Origin of the sequence: Catenulispora sp. GAS73 (assembly GCF_041262085.1) — a bacterium.
In the GTDB taxonomy this organism is placed as follows: Bacteria; Actinomycetota; Actinomycetes; order Streptomycetales; family Catenulisporaceae; genus Catenulispora.
In genome coordinates, this window is sequence record NZ_JBGCCM010000026.1 from 149,476 (window position 1) to 166,736 (window position 17,261).

15 protein-coding genes are annotated in these 17,261 nt (G+C 71.1%); 4 read left to right on the forward strand and 11 right to left on the reverse strand.

Annotation, left to right across the window (positions count from 1 at the left end; all coding sequences use genetic code 11):
- Window position 1: 1 nt before the first annotated feature.
- The 7 genes from ABH935_RS33830 to ABH935_RS33860 all read right to left on the reverse strand — a co-directional run bounded on the left by ABH935_RS33830 (window position 2) and on the right by ABH935_RS33860 (window position 8,179).
- On the reverse strand, window positions 2-1,774 hold the full coding sequence (locus tag ABH935_RS33830) for an Hsp70 family protein (protein ID WP_370382024.1): 1,773 nt from the start codon (window positions 1,772-1,774) through the stop codon (window positions 2-4).
- Window positions 1,771-3,906, reverse strand: a complete 2,136-nt coding sequence (locus ABH935_RS33835) for an AAA family ATPase (RefSeq protein WP_370382025.1) — start codon at window positions 3,904-3,906, stop codon at window positions 1,771-1,773. The genes ABH935_RS33830 and ABH935_RS33835 overlap by 4 nt, the downstream gene beginning before the upstream one ends.
- A gap of 3 nt (window positions 3,907-3,909) precedes the next feature.
- Entirely contained in the window at window positions 3,910-5,271 is a 1,362-nt protein-coding gene (locus tag ABH935_RS33840; RefSeq protein WP_370382026.1) for a hypothetical protein, read from the reverse strand.
- Window positions 5,272-5,365: 94 nt separating this feature from the next.
- Window positions 5,366-6,403, reverse strand: coding sequence for a hypothetical protein (locus ABH935_RS33845; RefSeq protein ID WP_370382027.1), 1,038 nt, complete (start codon window positions 6,401-6,403; stop codon window positions 5,366-5,368).
- 2 nt (window positions 6,404-6,405) lie between these two features.
- Window positions 6,406-7,218: a protein phosphatase 2C domain-containing protein gene (locus ABH935_RS33850; RefSeq protein ID WP_370382028.1), complete on the reverse strand. Its 813-nt coding sequence runs from the start codon at window positions 7,216-7,218 to the stop codon at window positions 6,406-6,408.
- On the reverse strand, window positions 7,215-7,925 hold the full coding sequence (locus ABH935_RS33855) for a hypothetical protein (protein ID WP_370382029.1): 711 nt from the start codon (window positions 7,923-7,925) through the stop codon (window positions 7,215-7,217). Before ABH935_RS33855 ends, ABH935_RS33850 begins: the two co-directional genes overlap by 4 nt.
- Window positions 7,922-8,179, reverse strand: coding sequence for a hypothetical protein (locus ABH935_RS33860; RefSeq protein ID WP_370382030.1), 258 nt, complete (start codon window positions 8,177-8,179; stop codon window positions 7,922-7,924). Before ABH935_RS33860 ends, ABH935_RS33855 begins: the two co-directional genes overlap by 4 nt.
- A gap of 128 nt (window positions 8,180-8,307) precedes the next feature.
- On the opposite strand from ABH935_RS33860, the gene ABH935_RS33865 reads away from it, so the two are divergent.
- Window positions 8,308-9,681 (forward strand): aspartate aminotransferase family protein, encoded by a 1,374-nt coding sequence (locus tag ABH935_RS33865; RefSeq protein ID WP_370382031.1) that lies wholly within the window; start codon window positions 8,308-8,310, stop codon window positions 9,679-9,681.
- 31 nt (window positions 9,682-9,712) lie between these two features.
- Here ABH935_RS33865 and ABH935_RS33870 read toward each other — a convergent pair whose 3' ends face one another.
- From ABH935_RS33870 to ABH935_RS33880, 3 genes are all read right to left on the reverse strand, one after another.
- A complete protein-coding gene (locus ABH935_RS33870; RefSeq protein WP_370382032.1) occupies window positions 9,713-10,348 on the reverse strand; it encodes a Clp protease N-terminal domain-containing protein in 636 nt (211 codons plus the stop codon).
- Entirely contained in the window at window positions 10,348-10,596 is a 249-nt protein-coding gene (locus tag ABH935_RS33875; protein WP_370382033.1) for a helix-turn-helix domain-containing protein, read from the reverse strand. Before ABH935_RS33875 ends, ABH935_RS33870 begins: the two co-directional genes overlap by 1 nt.
- Before the next feature lie 380 nt (window positions 10,597-10,976).
- Window positions 10,977-11,534 (reverse strand): hypothetical protein, encoded by a 558-nt coding sequence (locus ABH935_RS33880; RefSeq protein WP_370382034.1) that lies wholly within the window; start codon window positions 11,532-11,534, stop codon window positions 10,977-10,979.
- A 259-nt stretch (window positions 11,535-11,793) separates the two neighbouring features.
- Here ABH935_RS33880 and ABH935_RS33885 point away from each other — a divergent pair, with 259 nt between their 5' ends.
- Together ABH935_RS33885 and ABH935_RS33890 are read left to right on the forward strand one after the other, a co-directional pair.
- Window positions 11,794-12,645, forward strand: coding sequence for an NPCBM/NEW2 domain-containing protein (locus ABH935_RS33885; RefSeq protein WP_370382035.1), 852 nt, complete (start codon window positions 11,794-11,796; stop codon window positions 12,643-12,645).
- 33 nt (window positions 12,646-12,678) lie between these two features.
- The gene (locus ABH935_RS33890) at window positions 12,679-13,023 is read left to right on the forward strand and encodes a hypothetical protein (protein WP_370382036.1); all 345 of its coding nucleotides are present in this window, start codon (window positions 12,679-12,681) and stop codon (window positions 13,021-13,023) included.
- A gap of 95 nt (window positions 13,024-13,118) precedes the next feature.
- Here the strand turns inward: ABH935_RS33890 and ABH935_RS33895 are convergent, their stop codons facing one another.
- A complete protein-coding gene (locus ABH935_RS33895) occupies window positions 13,119-14,327 on the reverse strand; it encodes an ROK family protein (protein WP_370382037.1) in 1,209 nt (402 codons plus the stop codon).
- 209 nt (window positions 14,328-14,536) lie between these two features.
- Here ABH935_RS33895 and ABH935_RS33900 point away from each other — a divergent pair, with 209 nt between their 5' ends.
- Window positions 14,537-16,444 carry a ricin-type beta-trefoil lectin domain protein gene (locus tag ABH935_RS33900; protein ID WP_370382038.1) on the forward strand — a complete coding sequence of 636 codons (1,908 nt, stop codon included), beginning with the start codon at window positions 14,537-14,539 and terminating at the stop codon, window positions 16,442-16,444.
- The last annotated feature ends 817 nt before the right edge of the window (window positions 16,445-17,261 follow it).

Below are 17,261 nucleotides of genomic sequence, written 5' to 3' on the forward strand. Positions count from 1 at the left end.
GTCATCCCACCTTCAGCCGGTGCAGCGATTCGGGCAGCAACTCCACCGACGCCTCCGCCGGGTCGGCGGTGAAGCACACGAGCCAGAACGGCCCGCGGTGCCCCGCCAGCGGGAACTGGACGGTCAGCGGCGTCCTCGGCGACAGGTGCGCGCCGGCTATGCGGTACACGACTTCGCCTTCGTGCGCGCCGCGGGGAAGGTAGTGGCCCCGGGCGAGCACCACGTCGATGGCCGGGAACGTGCAGTCGGTGTCGCTGGTCAGCGTCACCTGTCCGGTGCGGCGGCTGCCGCGTCCCTGGACCGCCGGGACGTACCGGATCGCCGGCGGCAGGGCGGCCAGCCCGACCGAGGAGGGCGGGCCGGGCTCGGGACTGGAGCCGGGGACCAGGGCCTCGACGGTGAACAGGCTCTCGGTCGGGCCGATCCGCAGTTGGAAGCCGCCTTCGTGCTCGTAGACGCGGCGCGTGCACTCGGTCTCGCCGCGCCGGGCGTCGACGCCGCTGCCGATCTGCCAGCGGACGACGGAGATGACACAGTCCGACGGCCAGATCCAGGTCAGCAGGGCGTGGTCTTCGCGGCGCTCGGCGGTCAGCGCGGCCACCGGCTGCGGGTAGGCGGCGTCGGGGCCGGCGGGGGCGGCGGCGTGGGTTCGGGGGACGTGTCCGGTGGGCGGTTCGGAGGGGGTCCGCGGTGGCGGGGTGGTGGGGCCCGGGTCGGTGGTCGTGGTCGCGTTTGTGGTCGTGTTCGTGTTCGTGTTCGCGGTCGAGGCGCGGCCCGAGGTCGGTGGTGTGGAAGGAGGCTGAGTCCGGGGCCTGATGTGCTCATCGGCCGTCGGGTTCGGCTGCGGCTGCCGGGGCGCGGGTTCGGGGTCTTCTCGCTCGGGAGTGGTGGCGAACGGCGACTGCCTTGGGCCGGGGATCGGGCCGGAGCGCGGGCCCGGGCTCGGCGTCGACGCCGTCCCGGAGGTGTTGACGCGCAGGAATCCGAAGTCCGCCGAACGCGCCGCGCCGGCCGCGACCGCCGCTGCGGGCTCGTCGCAGCGGACCGGGATCCCCAGCGCCTCGTGCAGCTGCGCCGCGAGGTCGGGTGTCGCATCGGCCCCGGCGAGCAGGACGGCGTCCAGGTCGTCCAGGACCGCCCCGCCAACCGTCGCACCGGCAGCGCGGACCGCGTCGATCAAGTTCTCGGCGGTCTGCGGCACACGCACGACATCGACCAGGTACTCGCGGACCCGCAACGCGCAGATCTGCGGCCCCGCCGCGTCCACGATGCAGACCACGAGGTTCTGGGCCAGGCCTTCGCCGATCGCCTCGTAGTGCATGCAGACGGCGATCGGCGCGAGCACGGTGCCCCGGACCGCCAGGCCGGCCTCGTCGGCGGCCCGGCGCTGCGCGGCGATCGGCGCCACGCCGAGCTCGACCGGCGTGGCCAGGACCACGTCGCGCACCGCGCCGCCGGTCGCGGCGCGGGCCCGGTCGGCGAGCTCGGACAGCACCCGGGCCGCCACCCACTCCGGCGAATACGTGCGCTCGAAGGCCTGCACGTCGGCGTCGAGGACGTCGGCGGACCGGGCCAGCAGGTCGTACACCGAGGGAATGAAGGGTCCTGACTCGCCCGGCGGCGCAGCCAGCGCCGGTTCTCCGACCAGGACCTCGTCCGGACCGGCGAAACGGACCGCCGGCGGGATCGCCGCCGAGCCCGGCGCGTCGGCTCCGGCCGGGAGCCAGGCGATGCACGCCTGGCTCCGTCCGAGGTCGATGCCGAACACCGTCATACGCCTCTCCCGTCAGGGTTCCAGTCCGCGTTCCAGCCCGCGGTGCCGTTCGTCGTGCTGTTCGTCGTGGTCGGGGTGCCGATCGGGTCCGCGCCGCCGATCGCGGGCACGGCGAAGATCTCGAACCCGCCGTGGGCGTCGACGCCCACCCGCAGCCTGCTGCCCTCCGCCGGGTTCGCCTCGACGACGTACCCGGCGAGCGCGACGCGCAGACCCTCCAGCTCGTTGCGGATCTGCCGACCGCCGTACCGGGCGTTCTCCGGCAGCTGCATCCGGGCTAGCACCCACGCGCACAGGCCCCGCCGGTCCAGGTCGAGCACGATCTTGCGGTCCTCCAGCGCCGACCCGGCCAGCTGGTCCAGCAGCCGGTTGGTGATGCCGGTGACGTACTGCGAGCGCAACAAGTCGAACACCACGACGCCGGGCTTGAGCCGGCCGAAGATCTCCGGCCGGTGCATGGCCTGGAACGCGGCCTCCACCTCGCGCATGAAGTGTTCTTGTATCCGCTCGTACGGCAGGTCGTCGGCGGCACCCCGGACCAGGTCCCACATCGCGTCGGCGCCGGTGTTGGAGGTGAAGATGACCAGCGTCTGGGAGAAGTAGGCGGTCTGGCCGCGGCCGTCGGTGAGCCGGCCGTCCTCGATGATCTGCAAGAACTTGTCGAGGACGACCGGATGCGCCTTCTCGATCTCGTCGAACAGCAGGACGCTGAAAGGCCGTTCCTGAACCCGCCGGGTCAGCTCGCCGCCCTGCTCGTAGCCGACGTATCCGGGCGGCGCGCCGGCCAGCCGCTCCGCCGCGTGCTCCTCGCGGTACTCGCTCATGTCGAAGCGTGCGAACGCCGCCTCGTCGCCGAACAGCAGCCGGGTGACGGCCTTGGCCAGCTCGGTCTTGCCGACGCCGGTCGGCCCGACGAAGAAGAACACGCCGCGCGGCCGGGCCGTGCCGGAGCTGCCGAACTCGACACCCGCGTACGCGGTGTTCAGCGCGTCCGCGACCGCCGTGACGGCCGCCTGCTGGCCGATGACCTGCGCGCTGAGCGCCTGCGCGCTATTGGCGATGACACCGCGGTCCAGCTTCTCCCAGGGATTGGTCCGGACGTTGAAACGCAGCTCGTTCAACAGCTTGGCCGGGTGGTCGGCCGGGATGCCGCGCAGCATCGAGGTGCGGACCAGGGCGTCGAGCTCCCAGCCGGCCAGGCCGTCGGTGGCGCGGACCAGCGGTTCCAGGTCGGTGCCGGGATCGACGCCGTGCAGCCCGGACCGCAGCTGGTCCAGCCACCACCGCCGCTCGTCCTGGTCCGGCCGGTTGACGCGCAGCGGGACGATGCGCGGGTCCTCGGTGTTCAGCCAGTCCGGCAGCCGGGCCAGGTTCCCGGTCACGGCGAGCACGGCGTTGCGCCGGAACGGCTCCTTGCCCGCCGCCTGGAGCGGGGCCACGGCACCGTCCATCGCGGCGCGCAGCCGCAGATAGCCCTCCGCGCTGGTCGGATCGCCGGTCGGCAGCGCGGCGTCAAGGTCCTGGAAGACGAACGCCGTAGCCGCCAGCGGGCTGGCCGCGACACGCCGAGCGAGGTCGAGCGCCTCGTTGATGTCCGAGGGCAGCGCCGCGCGCGACCCGCGCGGGGCCAGCACCCGCCGACCCGCGCGCTCCGAGGCTGCTCGGCGAGAGCCGGGGCGTGCGGGTTGCTCGGTGTCAGGGTCCTGTTGATCGGGGTCCTGCTGGTAGGGATTCTGCGGGTTCTGGTTCTCCTGCGGGAGCGCCCGCTCGTCGTCGCCGTGGTGCTCGCCGCTCGTGCCGACGTCGGCCCGGCCGAGGTTGAGCAGCAGCTCGGCGAAGCGCTCGTGGTGTCCGGGGATGGGGAACGTCATCCCGTCGAGCGGATCCCACCAGACGACGACCTCCGCACCGGTGATCTCCAAGTATTCGGCGAGCACAGCCTGGAAGCTGGCAGGCCGCCCCCAGAGCCAGTACCGGTCGTTGACCTCGCCGTGCAGGATCACCTGTCGGCCGCGGCGCAGCTCCCAGCCCAGGACGACAGCCCACAGCGGCAGCTCTCCCGTGGACTTGGCGGTGACGGCACCCGCGGATCCGGCCGTGCCGGTCTGTATGTCAGCACTCTGGTCGGTCACTGACTACGCCCCCCGCTCACGCTGCTTAGCCTGCTGGGGCGGACCGGCATGCTTCTTGGCGGGCTTCTTCGCAGGCTTCCCCACCTCCTGGTCCTCGACCACCTCTTCGGAGACCGGCAGTTCCTGCTCGACCGAATCAGGGCCCGGCTGCTTGGGCTGCCCCGACCAGAACAGCTGACCGGCGCGGTAGTCCTCGCTCAGGTCCCCGTGCACCCGGTCCAGCAGGGCGGCGGTGGCGTCGCAGACCCGGTCGGCGGTCACGGCGATCTCGGACTCCTCCGCGACGTCGGGCTCGCCGGCGATGCGGTAGGTCAGGACGGCGCCGCCGCCCCCGGGACCGCTGTCCTCGATGTGGGTCCAGTACACCGCGCCGTTCGAGCGCTGGAAGTTCATCGTCAGGCTGCTGCCGTGGTCCTGGCCGCCGAGATACAGCAGGCCCTGGCCGGCCATCGCGCCCTTGAGGACGTCGGCCAGCGCCAGCCGCTGCTCGGCGGCCACCGCCAGCTCGTCCAGTCGTGCCTCGGTCTCGGCGGTCCGGCGCTCCAGATCGTCGAGCAGCGCCGTGGCCCGGGACGCCGGGCCGCTGAGCAGCGCCTCGCGGACCGCGGCGAGCGCCGCGTGCAGCGGTTCGCCGATGTCGTCCGCCGCGAAGCCGACGGCGTCGGACACCGCGGTCTCGACGCGCTCGGTCATGGCGGCCAGGCGCGCCTGGGCCTCGCCGCGTTCGCGCTTCTCGGTCCGCTCGCGCTCGGCCGCGCCGGCGGCGGCGAGCAGCGCGCGGTTCACGGCGGCCTCGGCCGTGCCCCGCCGGACGTCGAAGGCGAAGCCGTCGGCCCCGGCGACCGTGTCCTGGAGCCGGTCGAGCTCTTCGCGCGCCCGGCTGATCTGCGTGGCGGCCTCAGCGTCGTGGTTCAGATCGGCGGCGTTCAGCGCCGCGCGCAGCGTGCCGACCACTTCCGTCCGCTTCGCGACGCCTTCGGCGACCGCCATTTGCACCCGCAGATCGGACAGTTCCCGCCGCACCTGCCCGGCCTTCTGGACGATGTCGTGCTGTTCGGCGAGCGTCGCGGTGCCGATGCGCCCTGTCAGGGTCTTGATCCGCTCGTCCAAGACGCGCAGGTTGCTCTCGAAGCCGGCGCTCACGGTCGTGCGCAGCTCGTCGGCCGACGCCCGGCACGGCGCGAGCGCGGCGCGGGCCGCCTCCCGCGCCGCGGCGGTCAGCCGCTCGACGCGCTCCCGCTCCCGCTCCTGCCGACGCCGTTCCTGATCTCGGCGCGCCTGCTCCCGGCGGGCACGCGCCTGCGCGGCCCGCTCGATCGCGCGCGGGTTGTATGTCACGACACTGTATTTCGGGGATCCACTCATGGTCCGCCCCTCCCCATCGACTGACGTCGTCGCGCCGAGATCTTATCTGCGTTCTGATTCCCCTCGCGGATGTTCCGCGTGATCAGGGCACGGTTCACTGCGGAAAGCAGTCCACACCGATCTTGCGCACATCGCACCAAGGGCACCACGGGATATCTGACGGATAGCAATGGGTGGCGATGACCGAGCACCGCTTGAGCGCACGTGGGGCGGCGCAGGCGGACAGAGTGTCGAACCATTCCCGGGCGGTCGGCCGTGATCGCGGGCCGCCGCGGCCGGGGTCGAAGCAGCGCTTCAGCAGGTCGCGAACCGGTCGGGGCAGCGCTGACAGCGGAGGGGTGCCCGGCGCGACGCGTACCGACGCCGGGTCGAGCAGGCGGGTGCGGCGGCGCGCGGCGTTGTCGTCGAGGCCCCGGTAGTCGCCGTCCGGGCCGACGCCGGCGAAGGGGTGCGCGCCGCACATCAGCAGCTGGTGCACCAGGACGCCGAGGGCGAAGGTGTCGGTGTGCTCGTCGGGCAGGCGGTCGGGCGACGCGGTCAGTTCGGGGGCGATGTAGCCGTCGGAGCGCACGCGGCAGGCGAAGAACGCTTCGCCGTCGGTGAACTGGAAGGAGTCGGCGTCGCTGATCGCGACCCGGCCGGCGGTGTCCAGCCACAGGTTCCCGGCTTTGAGGTCGCCGATGACGTAGTTCTCGGCGTGCAGGTCCGCCACCAGGGCGCTCAGGTCGCGCGCGGCGGCGACGGCGAGCGCCCAGGTGATGCCGGGGAAGGCGGCGTGGCGGGACCGCGGGGAGAAGAAGACGTCGAAGGAGTGGTACCAGGCGGTCAGGTCGGTCATGAGGAAGCCGACGACGCTGCCGTCGCGAGTGGCGATGCGGACCAGCGGCCAGGCGGCGCGCGGCGGTGTCTCGGCTCCGGTTCCGCCGAGGAGTTTCACGGTGCGCGGGGCGCGGCTGTGGCGGACCATGCGGTCCAGCTTGCGGGCCGTCGGCGAGGTGTCGTCGGCACCGATGATCAGCTTGGCGAGCAGCGAGGATCCGGCGACCCGGAAGACACCGCCCTGCGCGCCGACGCCGACGCGCTCGGTGAGGGTCAGGGCGCGGCCGTCCGCGGTGACGACGTCGATCGGCACGGTCAGTGCCCGTCGGCCGGGGTGGTGTCGGCGCCCGGGGTGGCGTGGGCGATCAGGGCACAGACGATGGTGATGTCGTCGGCGGAGCGGCCGGGTGCGCCGGTGCGGAGCAGGTCGGCGAGGGCTGCGGAGCCGTCGTAGGCGCGGATCCCGCGGGCGACTTCGTCGAAGAACGCGGGGGCGGGCTGTGGACCGGCGGTGGCGGGGAGTCCGAGCGTTTCGGGGCGTTCCAGGGCCAGAGCCATGCAGCCGTCGGTGGCGAGGAGGACCGCGGTCAGGTCGGGGTCCCAGAGGGCGAAGGCGCGGGTCGACGCGGTCGGCGGCAGGACCAGGTGCCAGGTCGGCGAGGTGGAGGTGGCCGGGGAGGTCTGCACCGCGCCGAAGCAGTCGCCGATGGCGACGAAGCCGGCCCAGGATCCGTGCAGCACCGCTGCGGCCATGGTGGTCGACAGTTCGGCGGGATCAGAGTCGGGTGTCAGGGCCATGACACAGCGGTGGAGTTCGTCGGTGATCGAGGTGGCTGCCGCACGTATCCAGTCGGTCCAGATCGCCGCCGACGCCGTCGGGTCGGGCACGCCGCGGGCCAGAAGCCGGCAGGCGACGTCCACGGCGAGGTGCGCGCCGAGGGCGCTGCGGTGCCGGGATCCGACGCCGTCGGCTACGGCGATCACGAGCGGGGCGTTGCCGTCGCCGTCCTGCGCGTCGTTTCCGTCCTGCGCCTGGCGGATGAGGAAGGCGTCCTGGGCCGGTCGGCCGCGCGCCACGTGAGATGTGCCGGTCTGGGTCCAACCGGCTACCGGGCCCCAGGGCCTCACATCCCGTTCTCCAGGTCCTGGATCTTCTTCAGCTTCTCCAGCAGGCCGTAGTCGGCGTCGGGGTTGCCGCCGGTGGCGCGCATCTCGACGCTGGCGGTGATGATGTCCACGACGCGTCCGATGTCGAAGTCGCCGACCGCGAAATGCGACTTCGGCGCCAGCGTCGCGAGCAGGTCCAGGTCGGCGCCGCCGACGCCGACCGCGACGAACCGGCTGCCGTTCGCCTCGGCCACGCGGAGCTCCTTCGCGACGAGCGCGCAGTCCCGTTCGGTCTGCAACTCGCCGTTGCCGTCGGTGGGCGCGCCGTCGGTGATCAGGCAGACGACCGGGTGGCGGCACAGGACGTTCGCGCTCACCAGGGCACTGCGATGGTCCTCGCCGATGCGCAGCGCGCGCCAGATCGCGGGCAGCATGACGGAGTGGCCGCCGGCGGTCAGCGGCGGCACCACGACGTCGCCGACCGGGCGGAAACCGCGGCCGGGCTCCTCGATGCTGGAGGCGAACAGGACGAAGGCGACGTCGACGCGCGCCGCGTGCGCGGGGTCGGCGCGCAGGCCGGCGAGGAGCCGGGACAGTGCGTCCTTGAGCTGGACGATGCGGGGCGCGTTCGCCGGGCGGCCCATCGAGGCGGAGGTGTCCAGGACGAGGACCAGGGGGATGCGCTCGTGGTAGCCGTGGCGGGCGAAGGTGGAGGGGTCGGCGGTCATGCGGCCACCAGGCGGGCGGTGTTGGGGGCGGCGTCAACCTCATGGCGGATCTGCACGGTGTCGCCGGGTCCGGGCAGTGCTGTGCCGGGCTCCGGTGTCGCGCGGACGGCGAGGCCGTCGATCATCACGAACATCTCCGGGGACGGCACGGTGAGCACGACGCCCGGCATGCCGTCGACCGCCGCCCAGACGTCCTGGGGCTCGGTCTCGCGCCGACCGCGTCGCAGACTCCTTCGAAAGGGACCCGGTGTCACGACTCGCACGCTACCGTCTCGTCGTCGGGTTCGGAATAGGATCTTCATTCTTCGCGACGACGGGGTGCCGTTCCGGGTAAATCGTGTTGAACGTCCGCTAAGGGACTTCCGTGCGCGAAACTCGTGACATGAGATTCGACCTCGCCGAACTACTCGCCGCGCGCCGAGGCGAGGGATACGGGCTGCACGCCAAATACGGCAACCCCCAGCTGGCCCGGATGCTGCGGACGATCGGCTTCGACACCGTCTACGAGCAGGCCGAGGGCGCTTTCCTGGTGGGTGCCGACGGGCAGCGGTACCTGGACTTCCTCAGCGGGTTCGGGGTGTTCGGGCTCGGGCGCGACCATCCGGTGGTGCGGCAGGCGTTGCATCAGTACCTGGACACGGGGTTCGCGGACCTCGTGCAGTTCGACTGCGCGCTGCCGGCCGGGGTGCTGGCCGAGCAGTTGGTGGGCAAGGCGCCGGGGATGGAGCGCGCGTATTTCGCGAACAGCGGGACGGAGGCGGTCGAGACCGCGTTGAAGTTCGCGCGGTGTGCGACCGGGAAGGCGCGGGTGCTGTATGCCGACCATGCGTTCCACGGGCTGACGGCCGGGTCGTTGTCGGTGAACGGGGCCCGGGAGTTCCGGGACGGGTTCGGGCCGCTGCTGCCCGGGGCGGCGGTGGCGTTCGGGGATCTGGGGGCGTTGGAGGCGGAGCTTCGCAAGGGCGATGTCGCCGCCTTCATCGTGGAGCCGATTCAGGGCAAGGGGGTGTTCCTGCCGCCGGCCGGCTATCTGGTGCGGGCCCGGGAGCTGGTGCGGAAGTACAAGGCGCTGCTGATCTGCGACGAGGTGCAGACCGGGCTGGGGCGGACGGGGACGTTCTTCGCGTATGAGAGCGAGGGGCTGGAGCCGGACCTCGTGACGGTCGCCAAGACGCTGTCCGGCGGGTTCGTGCCGGTCGGCGCGACGCTCGGGAAGGAATGGATCTTCCAGAAGGTCTACTCCTCGATGGACCGGGTGCTGGTGCACGATTCCACGTTCGGGTCGATGGGGATGGCCATGACCGCGGCGCTCGCCACCTTGTCGGTGTTGGAGGACGAGGAGCTGACGGCGAACGCCGCGCGGGCCGGGGACCAGCTCATGACGGGGCTGCGGGAGATGATCGGACGATACGAGATGCTCGCGGACGTGCGGGGGCGCGGACTGATGATCGGGATCGAGTTCGGGAAGGCTTCGTCGCTGCGGCTGAAGGCCGGGTGGTCGATGCTGCAGGCGGCCCGCAAGGGGTTGTTCGCGCAGATGATCGTGATGGCGCTGTATCGGCGGCACCGGATTCTGACGCAGGTGTCGGGAGACTACCTGGAGGTGGTGAAGCTGCTGCCGCCGCTGACCATTGGGGAGCGCGAGGTCGAGGAGTTTCTGGCCGCTTTTGCGGATGTCATGGAGGACGCGCATAAGGGGACGGGGATGATGTGGGACTTCGGGAAGACTTTGATGAAGCAGGCCCGGTCGGCTTGAGAGTTCTTTCTGCGACCTTCTCAGCAGCTTGTCAAGCAGCTCGCTGAAGCTCCTCCAGGACGAGTTCGCGCAGGTGCTCCAGTCGTACGCCTTCCTCGGTGAGGATCCGGGCCGCCAGGCCTTGGCCTTCGCGGATCAGGCCCAGCAGGAGGTGCTCGGTCCCGATGTAGCCGTGCTTCAGGGCCATGGCTTCGCGGAGCGAGAGTTCCAGGACCTTTTTGGCGCGCGGCGAGAAGGGAATGTGGCCGCTTGGTGAGCCGGTGTTCCGGGTCTGCGATTCCTTACCGTGCCGCCGACGCCACCACGGGACCTGACTTCCGTCACGGTGCGCGGCACCGCCTTCCAGCGCGCCGGGTCCGAACGACTCCTCGACGGCGGCGCGCACCGCGTCGAGATCGATCCCGATCGTGCGCAGCGCCGCGGCGTCCTTCTCGACCAGATCGCGCTCCGGCTCCTGCCGCCCCTGCTCGATCCGCTCGATGTCGGCGAGGACGCGTTCCCGCGTGACCCCGACCCCGGCGAGCACCCGCGCCGCCACACTGTCGGCACCCTGCACGAGCCCGAGCAGCACGTGCTCGGTCCCTATGCGGCGATCCCCCAGGACGCGCGCCGAGTCCTGAGCGACGACGACAGTCGCCCGCGCCTCACCCGTGAACCGTTCGAACATCACAACTCCCGTCCGGACACCGGCACAGACGCACCCTGCGCCCGCCCCGCATGCTTCTTGTGCACAGCCTGCTTACTGACGCCGAGCTCATCGGCGATCTCCTGCCACGACCAGCCCTTCGCCCGGGCGTGGTGCACCTGGAGCGACTCCAGCGATTCGAGCAACCGGCCCAACGCCGCCACCGCGCGGAGGCCTTCGCGCGGGTCGGTGCTGCCGGCTGCGGCAGCCAGATCTGTTGCTTCGGTCATGGTGTCAATGTAGGTTGACGGATGGCGGGTTGTCAACCGGGGTTGACGGGGAGGGGGCTCGGCGATCAGCGGCGGCGGGCGACATCTGGCGGCCGGGCGGCACGCTGGCGGAGGCACACGGCAGGCAGCGGCTCGCGAGCGCGCGCGGTCGTGACAGGCAACGGCGCTCTCGACGACTGGCGGCTCGCGCGCGGCGGCCGACGACAGCGGCACGCGGGGAGGCAGCGGCAGGCTGGCGACCGGCGGGCGATGCTGATTGCGGCAGGCATCGGCGAGTTCGGCAAGTGGCGGCTCGCGAGCGGCGGCCTGCCGGTCGACGTCGGCGAGGCCGCCAGGCAGCCCCGCCGATCGCCGTGCGCGTTCAGTGCGCTTCATGCACCTCAGTGCGCGAGCGTGAACACTACCGTCGAGTTCACCGTGGTCTGCCCGGCCGGGGTGCCGCAGCCGGGGCCGGTGCCCATGACGGCTCCGTCGATGGAGTCGCCGGCGAACTTGGTGCTGTTCGTCGTCACGGTGCCGGTGCCGGTGGTGGAGGCGGCGCCGAGGACTGAGACCACGTTGGCCTGGTCGAGGGTGAGGCTGGTGGTGGTGCCGTCGGTCCAGTTGATGGTGGTCGTCGAGGGGTCGCTGTAGGCGATGCCGCTGCACTGGGCCGCCGGCAGGATCGTGGTGCGGGTCATCGCGCCCCGGACGAGGGGCTGGCCGGCGTCGTCGACGCAGGTGACGTTGCCCGTCTGCTGGATCATGTCGGCCTGCTGGGCGTTGGTGCCGCCCGGGTCCAGGGGCGAGGTGTAGGTGCCGCTGATGGTCGCGGTGCAGCTCGCCACGAGGACCGGCGAGGCGGTGGTGGCGGCTCGGGCGGGGGCGCCGGGGGCGGCGGCGGTGAGCGCGAGGGCCGCGGCGGCGGTCAGCACGGGGCCGAGGATGGCGGATCTCATCGGGTGGGGTCTCCGGTTCCTGAGTCGGTGCCAGCAAGATCAACTTTGGCGAAGGCTACTGGCCGGGACGGCTTCGGCGGGTCCGGCGCGCCGGGGTGCGGGGAAAGTCGAAGCACCTGGATACGGCCCTGCGGCAGATCGCGCTGAGCATGCCGTCCGCCAGCCCTCGCGCCACGCCGTCCTCCGGCCCGTCCGTCAGAGAACGACGCCACGGTGGTGCCACCGCGACAACGGGCCCGGGATCTCAGAGGAGGACATCATGACCGAGCGGAACGAAACACCCGGCACCGGCTGGGGCTACCCCGCCGGACCGGACGGCAACCGCCCCGACGGTGCGGGCGGGGCTTTGGACCAGGTGAAGAACGCCTGGCGGACGCCCGGCGGCAAGCTGCTCACCGTCGTCCCGGCGGCGGTCGCGCTGATCGTCGGGGGCGCCCTCGGCATGTCCGTCGGCGGCGGATCGAAGGGCACGAACACCGTCACGCCCGGGCCGACCAGCTTCGTCACCACGACCGCGACGACCACCGCGGCCGGCGCCGCGCCGTCGTCCGCGACGTCCAGCGGCTCGGCCGCGGGACCCCTGGGCACCGCCCCCGGCACGCCGACCGGGACCACTGCCCCGTCGGCAATCGACACCTCGCCGAACCCGAGTTCCACCGGGGTCGGCGTCGTACCGCTGGTCGACCTGGCGCCGGCCGGCGGGACGTGGCAGTCACACAACGCGAACCCCATGATCAACGGCACGCTTCAGCAGTTCTCGATCATGCAGGACATCGTGGAGTACAACACGAACGGCGACGTGGGCTACAACCTCGGCCGCTACTACACGAAGTTCACCGGCCAGATCGGCCTCGACGACAACTCGGCGAAGTCCACGATGCACCCCACCGTGGAGATCGACGGCGACGGGCTCAAGATCGCCACCTTCACACCCACGCTCGGTCACCCGGCGCAGATCAACCTGAACGTCAGCGGCGTACTCCGCCTCGACATCAAGTACACCAGCCTCGACAGCGACAACTCCGACGCGCTGGGAACCACGCTCATCCTCGGCAACGGCCAGCTGACGACCGTCCCCGGCTACCACCCGCCCGCGCCCAGCTCGTCCTGAGCCCGAAAACCCCTCCGAAAAGGAGTCAGCACCATGGCACGCGAGAACAACCGCTTCATGTTCGACGGCGGCGCCGCCACGTTCTGGGGCACCGCCCTGCTGGCCGGCCTCATCACGATGTTGACGCTCGGCATCTGCTACCCGTTCGGCGTCGTGCTGATGCAGCGCTGGCAGGCCAAGCACTCGTTCATCGACGGCCAGCGCCTGATCTTCACCGGATCGGCCTGGAGCCTGTTCGGCAACTGGCTCAAGTGGTGGTTCTTCAGCTTCATCACGCTGGGCATCTACGGGTTCTGGGTCATCCCGCGCGTCACCCGCTGGAAGTGGGAGAACACCGGATTCGACCCCGCGGCCCAGGTCGTCACCTACGCGCGGTAGATCTCGCGGGAACGGCCCGGCCGAGGAATGAGCCCGGCGGAAGCGACGTTGGTCGTTCACGCCGGGCTCGTCGACTTATCAGGGCTCGCCGAACCTCACTCGTCCCCGCGCCGGCCGCCGTCGGCCAACAGCCGCGCGACTGGCAACGTCGCCGCACCGAGCGCCGTCGCCGAAGGGCCGAGCTCGCCCGGCTCGATCCGCGTGAACTCCTGCAGGTAAGGCAGCGCGTGTTGCCGCACGACCAGACGCACAGCCGGCAACAGCGCGTCGCACAGCAACGCGCCGGCCCAGCCGGAGAGGATCACGCGGTCCGGCGCGACCAGGTTGATCAGGTTACTGATTCCGATGCCGAGGTACCGGGCCGTGTCGTCCAGCACCGCGCCGGCCGCGGGTTCCTGCTGCTTGACGGCGCGTGCGACGAGTTCGGCCAGATGCGCCTCGACGCCGTCGCCGTCGAACGGCGCGCTGCCCGACGTGGCCGCGTAGCGCGCGAGGATCGCCTCGGCCCCGATGTACGTCTCCAGACAGCCGCGCGCGCCGCAGCGGCACGTGGGGCCGTCGAGGTCGACGACCGTGTGTCCCCACTCCATCGTGAAGCTGCGGGCCCGGCCCGCCGGACCGGCCGTCATCGACAGCGCTCCGCCGGCGCCGATCCCCAGCAGAAGCGTCACGGCACGTTCCGCGCCGCGTGCGGCACCGCGCCAGTTCTCGGCCTGGCCCAAGGCCATCGCGCCGTTGTCGACGTCGGGCGCGAAGCCGAGGCCGGCGCGGAGCAGCCCGGCCAGCGGGACCGCGGACCAGCCGAGGGTGGGCGCGTGGATCACCGACCCGCCCGCGCCCGGCACGCCGATCCCGACGCCGAGCAGGCCGTCCGGCGTGATGCCGGCGCGCGCGGTGACCGCGGCTATCTCGGACAGGATCTGGTCGGCCACCTCGTGCGGCGGGATCTGCGCGGTGGCCACGGCGCGCACCTCGTCGTCGGCGACCGGCTGCAGCGTCCAGTCGAACAGGCCCACCCGGATCTCGGTCTCGCCGATGTCGACGCCGACCACGTGCCCGAAGTCGGGGCGCACACGCAGCAGCGAGCGCGGCCGGCCACCGGCCGAGCTCTGCGAACCGTTCTCGCCGACCAGGCCGTCCGCGATCAGGTCGGAGACCACGTTGCTGATCGTCGCGGCGCTGAGCCCGGAGGCCCGCGCCAGGTCGTTGCGATTGGTGCACTCCCGGAGATACAGCCGCGTCAGGACGTCCGAGCGGTTGTGCCACCGCAGATCACGGGTCGTTTTCTGGGCGCGGGAGGTCACGGGACGGATTCTGCCATGTCACCGCCGCGCGAGGTCGGGTTCGGCTGATCCACACCGAAGGGCTTCGGCGGCCGATTGGTTTAGACCCTTGACGAGACCGAGCGGTGAGAGTTCAATCACGTCTTGAACTAAGAAGTGAATAAAAGAGCTGAGACGATCAACCCAGCACACCTCCCCACTCCCCCACGTAGTCCTCAGGCGGTACCCCCATGTCTAAATCGTCACCAGGCTCCACCGCGAGACACCGCGTCCGACTCCTGATCCGCGCGGTCTCAGCCGCCGCGCTTGTTACGTCAGGATTCGCAATCGCCGACGCGGCTCCGGCCCACGCCGCGAACGAGTCGGTCAACATCTGGCTGACCACCACGAACGACTCCGGCGGCCGCAACGTCACCCAGGGCCTGCACCAGCAGGCGCCGATCTCGTTCAGCGCCGGCACCGGCGGCGGCGGCCAGGTGGTCAACGTCAACGAGAACACGCACTACCAGCAGTTCACCGGCGCCGGCGCGTCCTTCACCGACACCGCGGCCTGGCTGATGAACAGCAGCGGCGCACTCAGCGCCTCCACCCGCAACACCCTGATGAACAACCTGTTCAACCCCACGACAGGCATCGGGCTGGACTTCCTGCGCAACCCCTTGGGCGCCTCGGACCTCGCCCGGTACAGCTACACGTTCGACGACATGCCGTCGGGGCAGACCGACCCGTCGCTGGCGAACTTCTCCATCGCGCACGACATGGCCGACGTCCTGCCGCTGACCAAGCAGGCGCAGCAGCTCAATCCGGGGCTGAAGGTCATGGCCACGCCGTGGACGGCGCCGCCGTGGATGAAGGACAGCGGCGCGTACAGCCAGGGCTACCTCCAGTCCCAGTACTACTCCGCCTACGCGCAGTACTTCGTGAAGTACATCCAGGCGTACCAGGCGCAGGGCGTCCCGATCGACTTCGTCTCGGCGCAGAACGAACCCACCTGCTGCTCCGGCTACCCGTCGATGCAGTGGAACGGATCAGGCCTCGACTACTTCACGGTCAACGACCTGCTCCCGGCCTTCCACGCCGCGGGTCTGTCCACCAAGGTGCTGGCCCTGGACTGGAACCCCGACACCTACGCCTCGTACGGCGCCCCCACCGTCGACGACGCCACGGTCCGCAACGACCCCAACTTCGGCGGAATCGCGTGGCACGGGTACGGAGGCAGCGTCACCACGCAGACGGACATCCACAACCAGTACCCGAACGTGGACGCCTACGACACCGAGCACTCCGGCGGCACCTGGATCGCCAACCAGCAGCAGGAGGACATGAACAACATCATCGACTACACCCGGAACTGGGGTAAGTCGGTGGTGAAGTGGTCGCTGGCGGTGGACCAGAACATGGGCCCGCACAACGGCGGCTGCGGCACCTGCACCGGCCTGATCACCGTGCACAACGGCGACTCGCGCTCCGGCCAGGTCGACTACAACATCGAGTACTACGACATGGGGCAGCTGACCAAGTTCGTGAAGCCGGGCGCGTACCGCATCGACTCCACAGCCAACAGCAGCATCCCGAACGTCGCATGGCAGAACCCGGACGGCTCCAAGGCACTGGTCGCCTACAACGAGTCGGGCAGCACGCAAACCCTGACCGTCAACTGGGGCAACGAGAACTTCAGCTACTCACTACCGCCGCAGACCTCCGCCACCTTCACCTGGAGCGGCACCCAAGGCTCCGGCGGCGGAGGCGGCACGACCACCGGCCAGATCACCGGCTACGGCGGCAAGTGCGTCGACATAGCGGGCGCGAACTCGGCGAACGGCACCGCAGTCCAGCTGTACGACTGCAACGGAACCGCGGCCCAGCAGTGGACGGTCGCCTCAAACGGCTCCCTGCAGGCCCTCGGCAAGTGCATGGACGTCACCAGCGCCGGCACAGCGAACGGCACAAAGGTCCAACTCTACGACTGCAACGGAACAGCAGCACAACAATGGCAACACCAAGCCAACGGCGAGCTGGTCAACACCAACTCCGGCCGCTGCCTGGACGCCACCGGCCCAAGCTCGGCGAACGGCACCAGGCTACAAATCTGGGACTGCACCGACGGTGCAAACCAACAGTGGAACCTACCGTCGTGAGCCGAGGGAACTGACGACGGAAAGGGCGGGCCGCGCGCCGGTTTCGGTGGCGCGCGCCCCGCGCTTGCGGAGCGCCAGCAGGCGGCGGGCCTGCTGACGCCACGCGGCGGCGAGGGTGGTGGTGGAGGCAGTGGCGAGTGCCTCCACCACCACTTCGCTGTTGGGGTGCGGGAGAGAGACGCAGTTCGGTGGGGCGGGCGAGTCGCGGTGGCGGGCAGGCGGCCAGGCGCAAGCACGACCACGCGGCGGTCTCTGAGCGGGTTGCACTGGCGGGCAGCGGACGGCGGACGGCGGGCGGCGGGCGGCGGGCGGCGGGCGGCGGGCGGCGGGCGGCGGTCAGTCTCGGCGGAACGGTAGTCGGAGCGGCGCAGCCAGGCTGCCGATTTCGGCGGAACGGTCGTCGATCCGGCGGCTGCCAGCCTGCCGGTTTCGGTGAGAGCCGGTGCTTTGGTGGCTGCGGGTGGTGACGGGCCAGCGCGACCGGTGGTGTGGTGAGGGGGTCCGAAGGACCATGCGGGGTGTTGGTTCTGGGCCCCTCGCCGCGTCGGCGGGCTCTGCCAACCTGCCCGGGCCGGTGGTGTCAAGCCGGACGAAACCGGACCACAGCAGGAGCGATCCGGCTTTACACCACCGGACCGGGCTGGTTCCGTTTACGGCGACGACGTGGCGAGGGGCACAGAACCCTGGTGACCACAAGCAGCGACCGCCGCCGACCAGCGCAACGCAGGCAACAGCGGATAGAAAGCCGAGCAGTCGCGGGCCGCCGCCGAAGCGCCGGACGCGCGGGTCGCCCCCTCGCTGTAGAGCGCCCGCCGGA

Excerpts from the sequence above, each read along its gene's own strand:
- ABH935_RS33865 (WP_370382031.1), top strand. The coding sequence starts at position 8,308 with ATGAGATTCGACCTCGCCGAACTACTCGCCGCGCGCCGAGGCGAGGGA.
- ABH935_RS33870 (WP_370382032.1), bottom strand. The coding sequence starts at position 10,348 with ATGTTCGAACGGTTCACGGGTGAGGCGCGGGCGACTGTCGTCGTCGCT.
- ABH935_RS33890 (WP_370382036.1), top strand. The coding sequence starts at position 12,679 with ATGGCACGCGAGAACAACCGCTTCATGTTCGACGGCGGCGCCGCCACG.
- ABH935_RS33840 (WP_370382026.1), bottom strand. The coding sequence starts at position 5,271 with ATGAGTGGATCCCCGAAATACAGTGTCGTGACATACAACCCGCGCGCG.
- ABH935_RS33885 (WP_370382035.1), top strand. The coding sequence starts at position 11,794 with ATGACCGAGCGGAACGAAACACCCGGCACCGGCTGGGGCTACCCCGCC.
- ABH935_RS33830 (WP_370382024.1), bottom strand. The coding sequence starts at position 1,774 with ATGACGGTGTTCGGCATCGACCTCGGACGGAGCCAGGCGTGCATCGCC.
- ABH935_RS33875 (WP_370382033.1), bottom strand. The coding sequence starts at position 10,596 with ATGACCGAAGCAACAGATCTGGCTGCCGCAGCCGGCAGCACCGACCCG.
- ABH935_RS33900 (WP_370382038.1), top strand. The coding sequence starts at position 14,537 with ATGTCTAAATCGTCACCAGGCTCCACCGCGAGACACCGCGTCCGACTC.
- ABH935_RS33855 (WP_370382029.1), bottom strand. The coding sequence starts at position 7,925 with ATGACCGCCGACCCCTCCACCTTCGCCCGCCACGGCTACCACGAGCGC.
- ABH935_RS33880 (WP_370382034.1), bottom strand. The coding sequence starts at position 11,534 with ATGAGATCCGCCATCCTCGGCCCCGTGCTGACCGCCGCCGCGGCCCTC.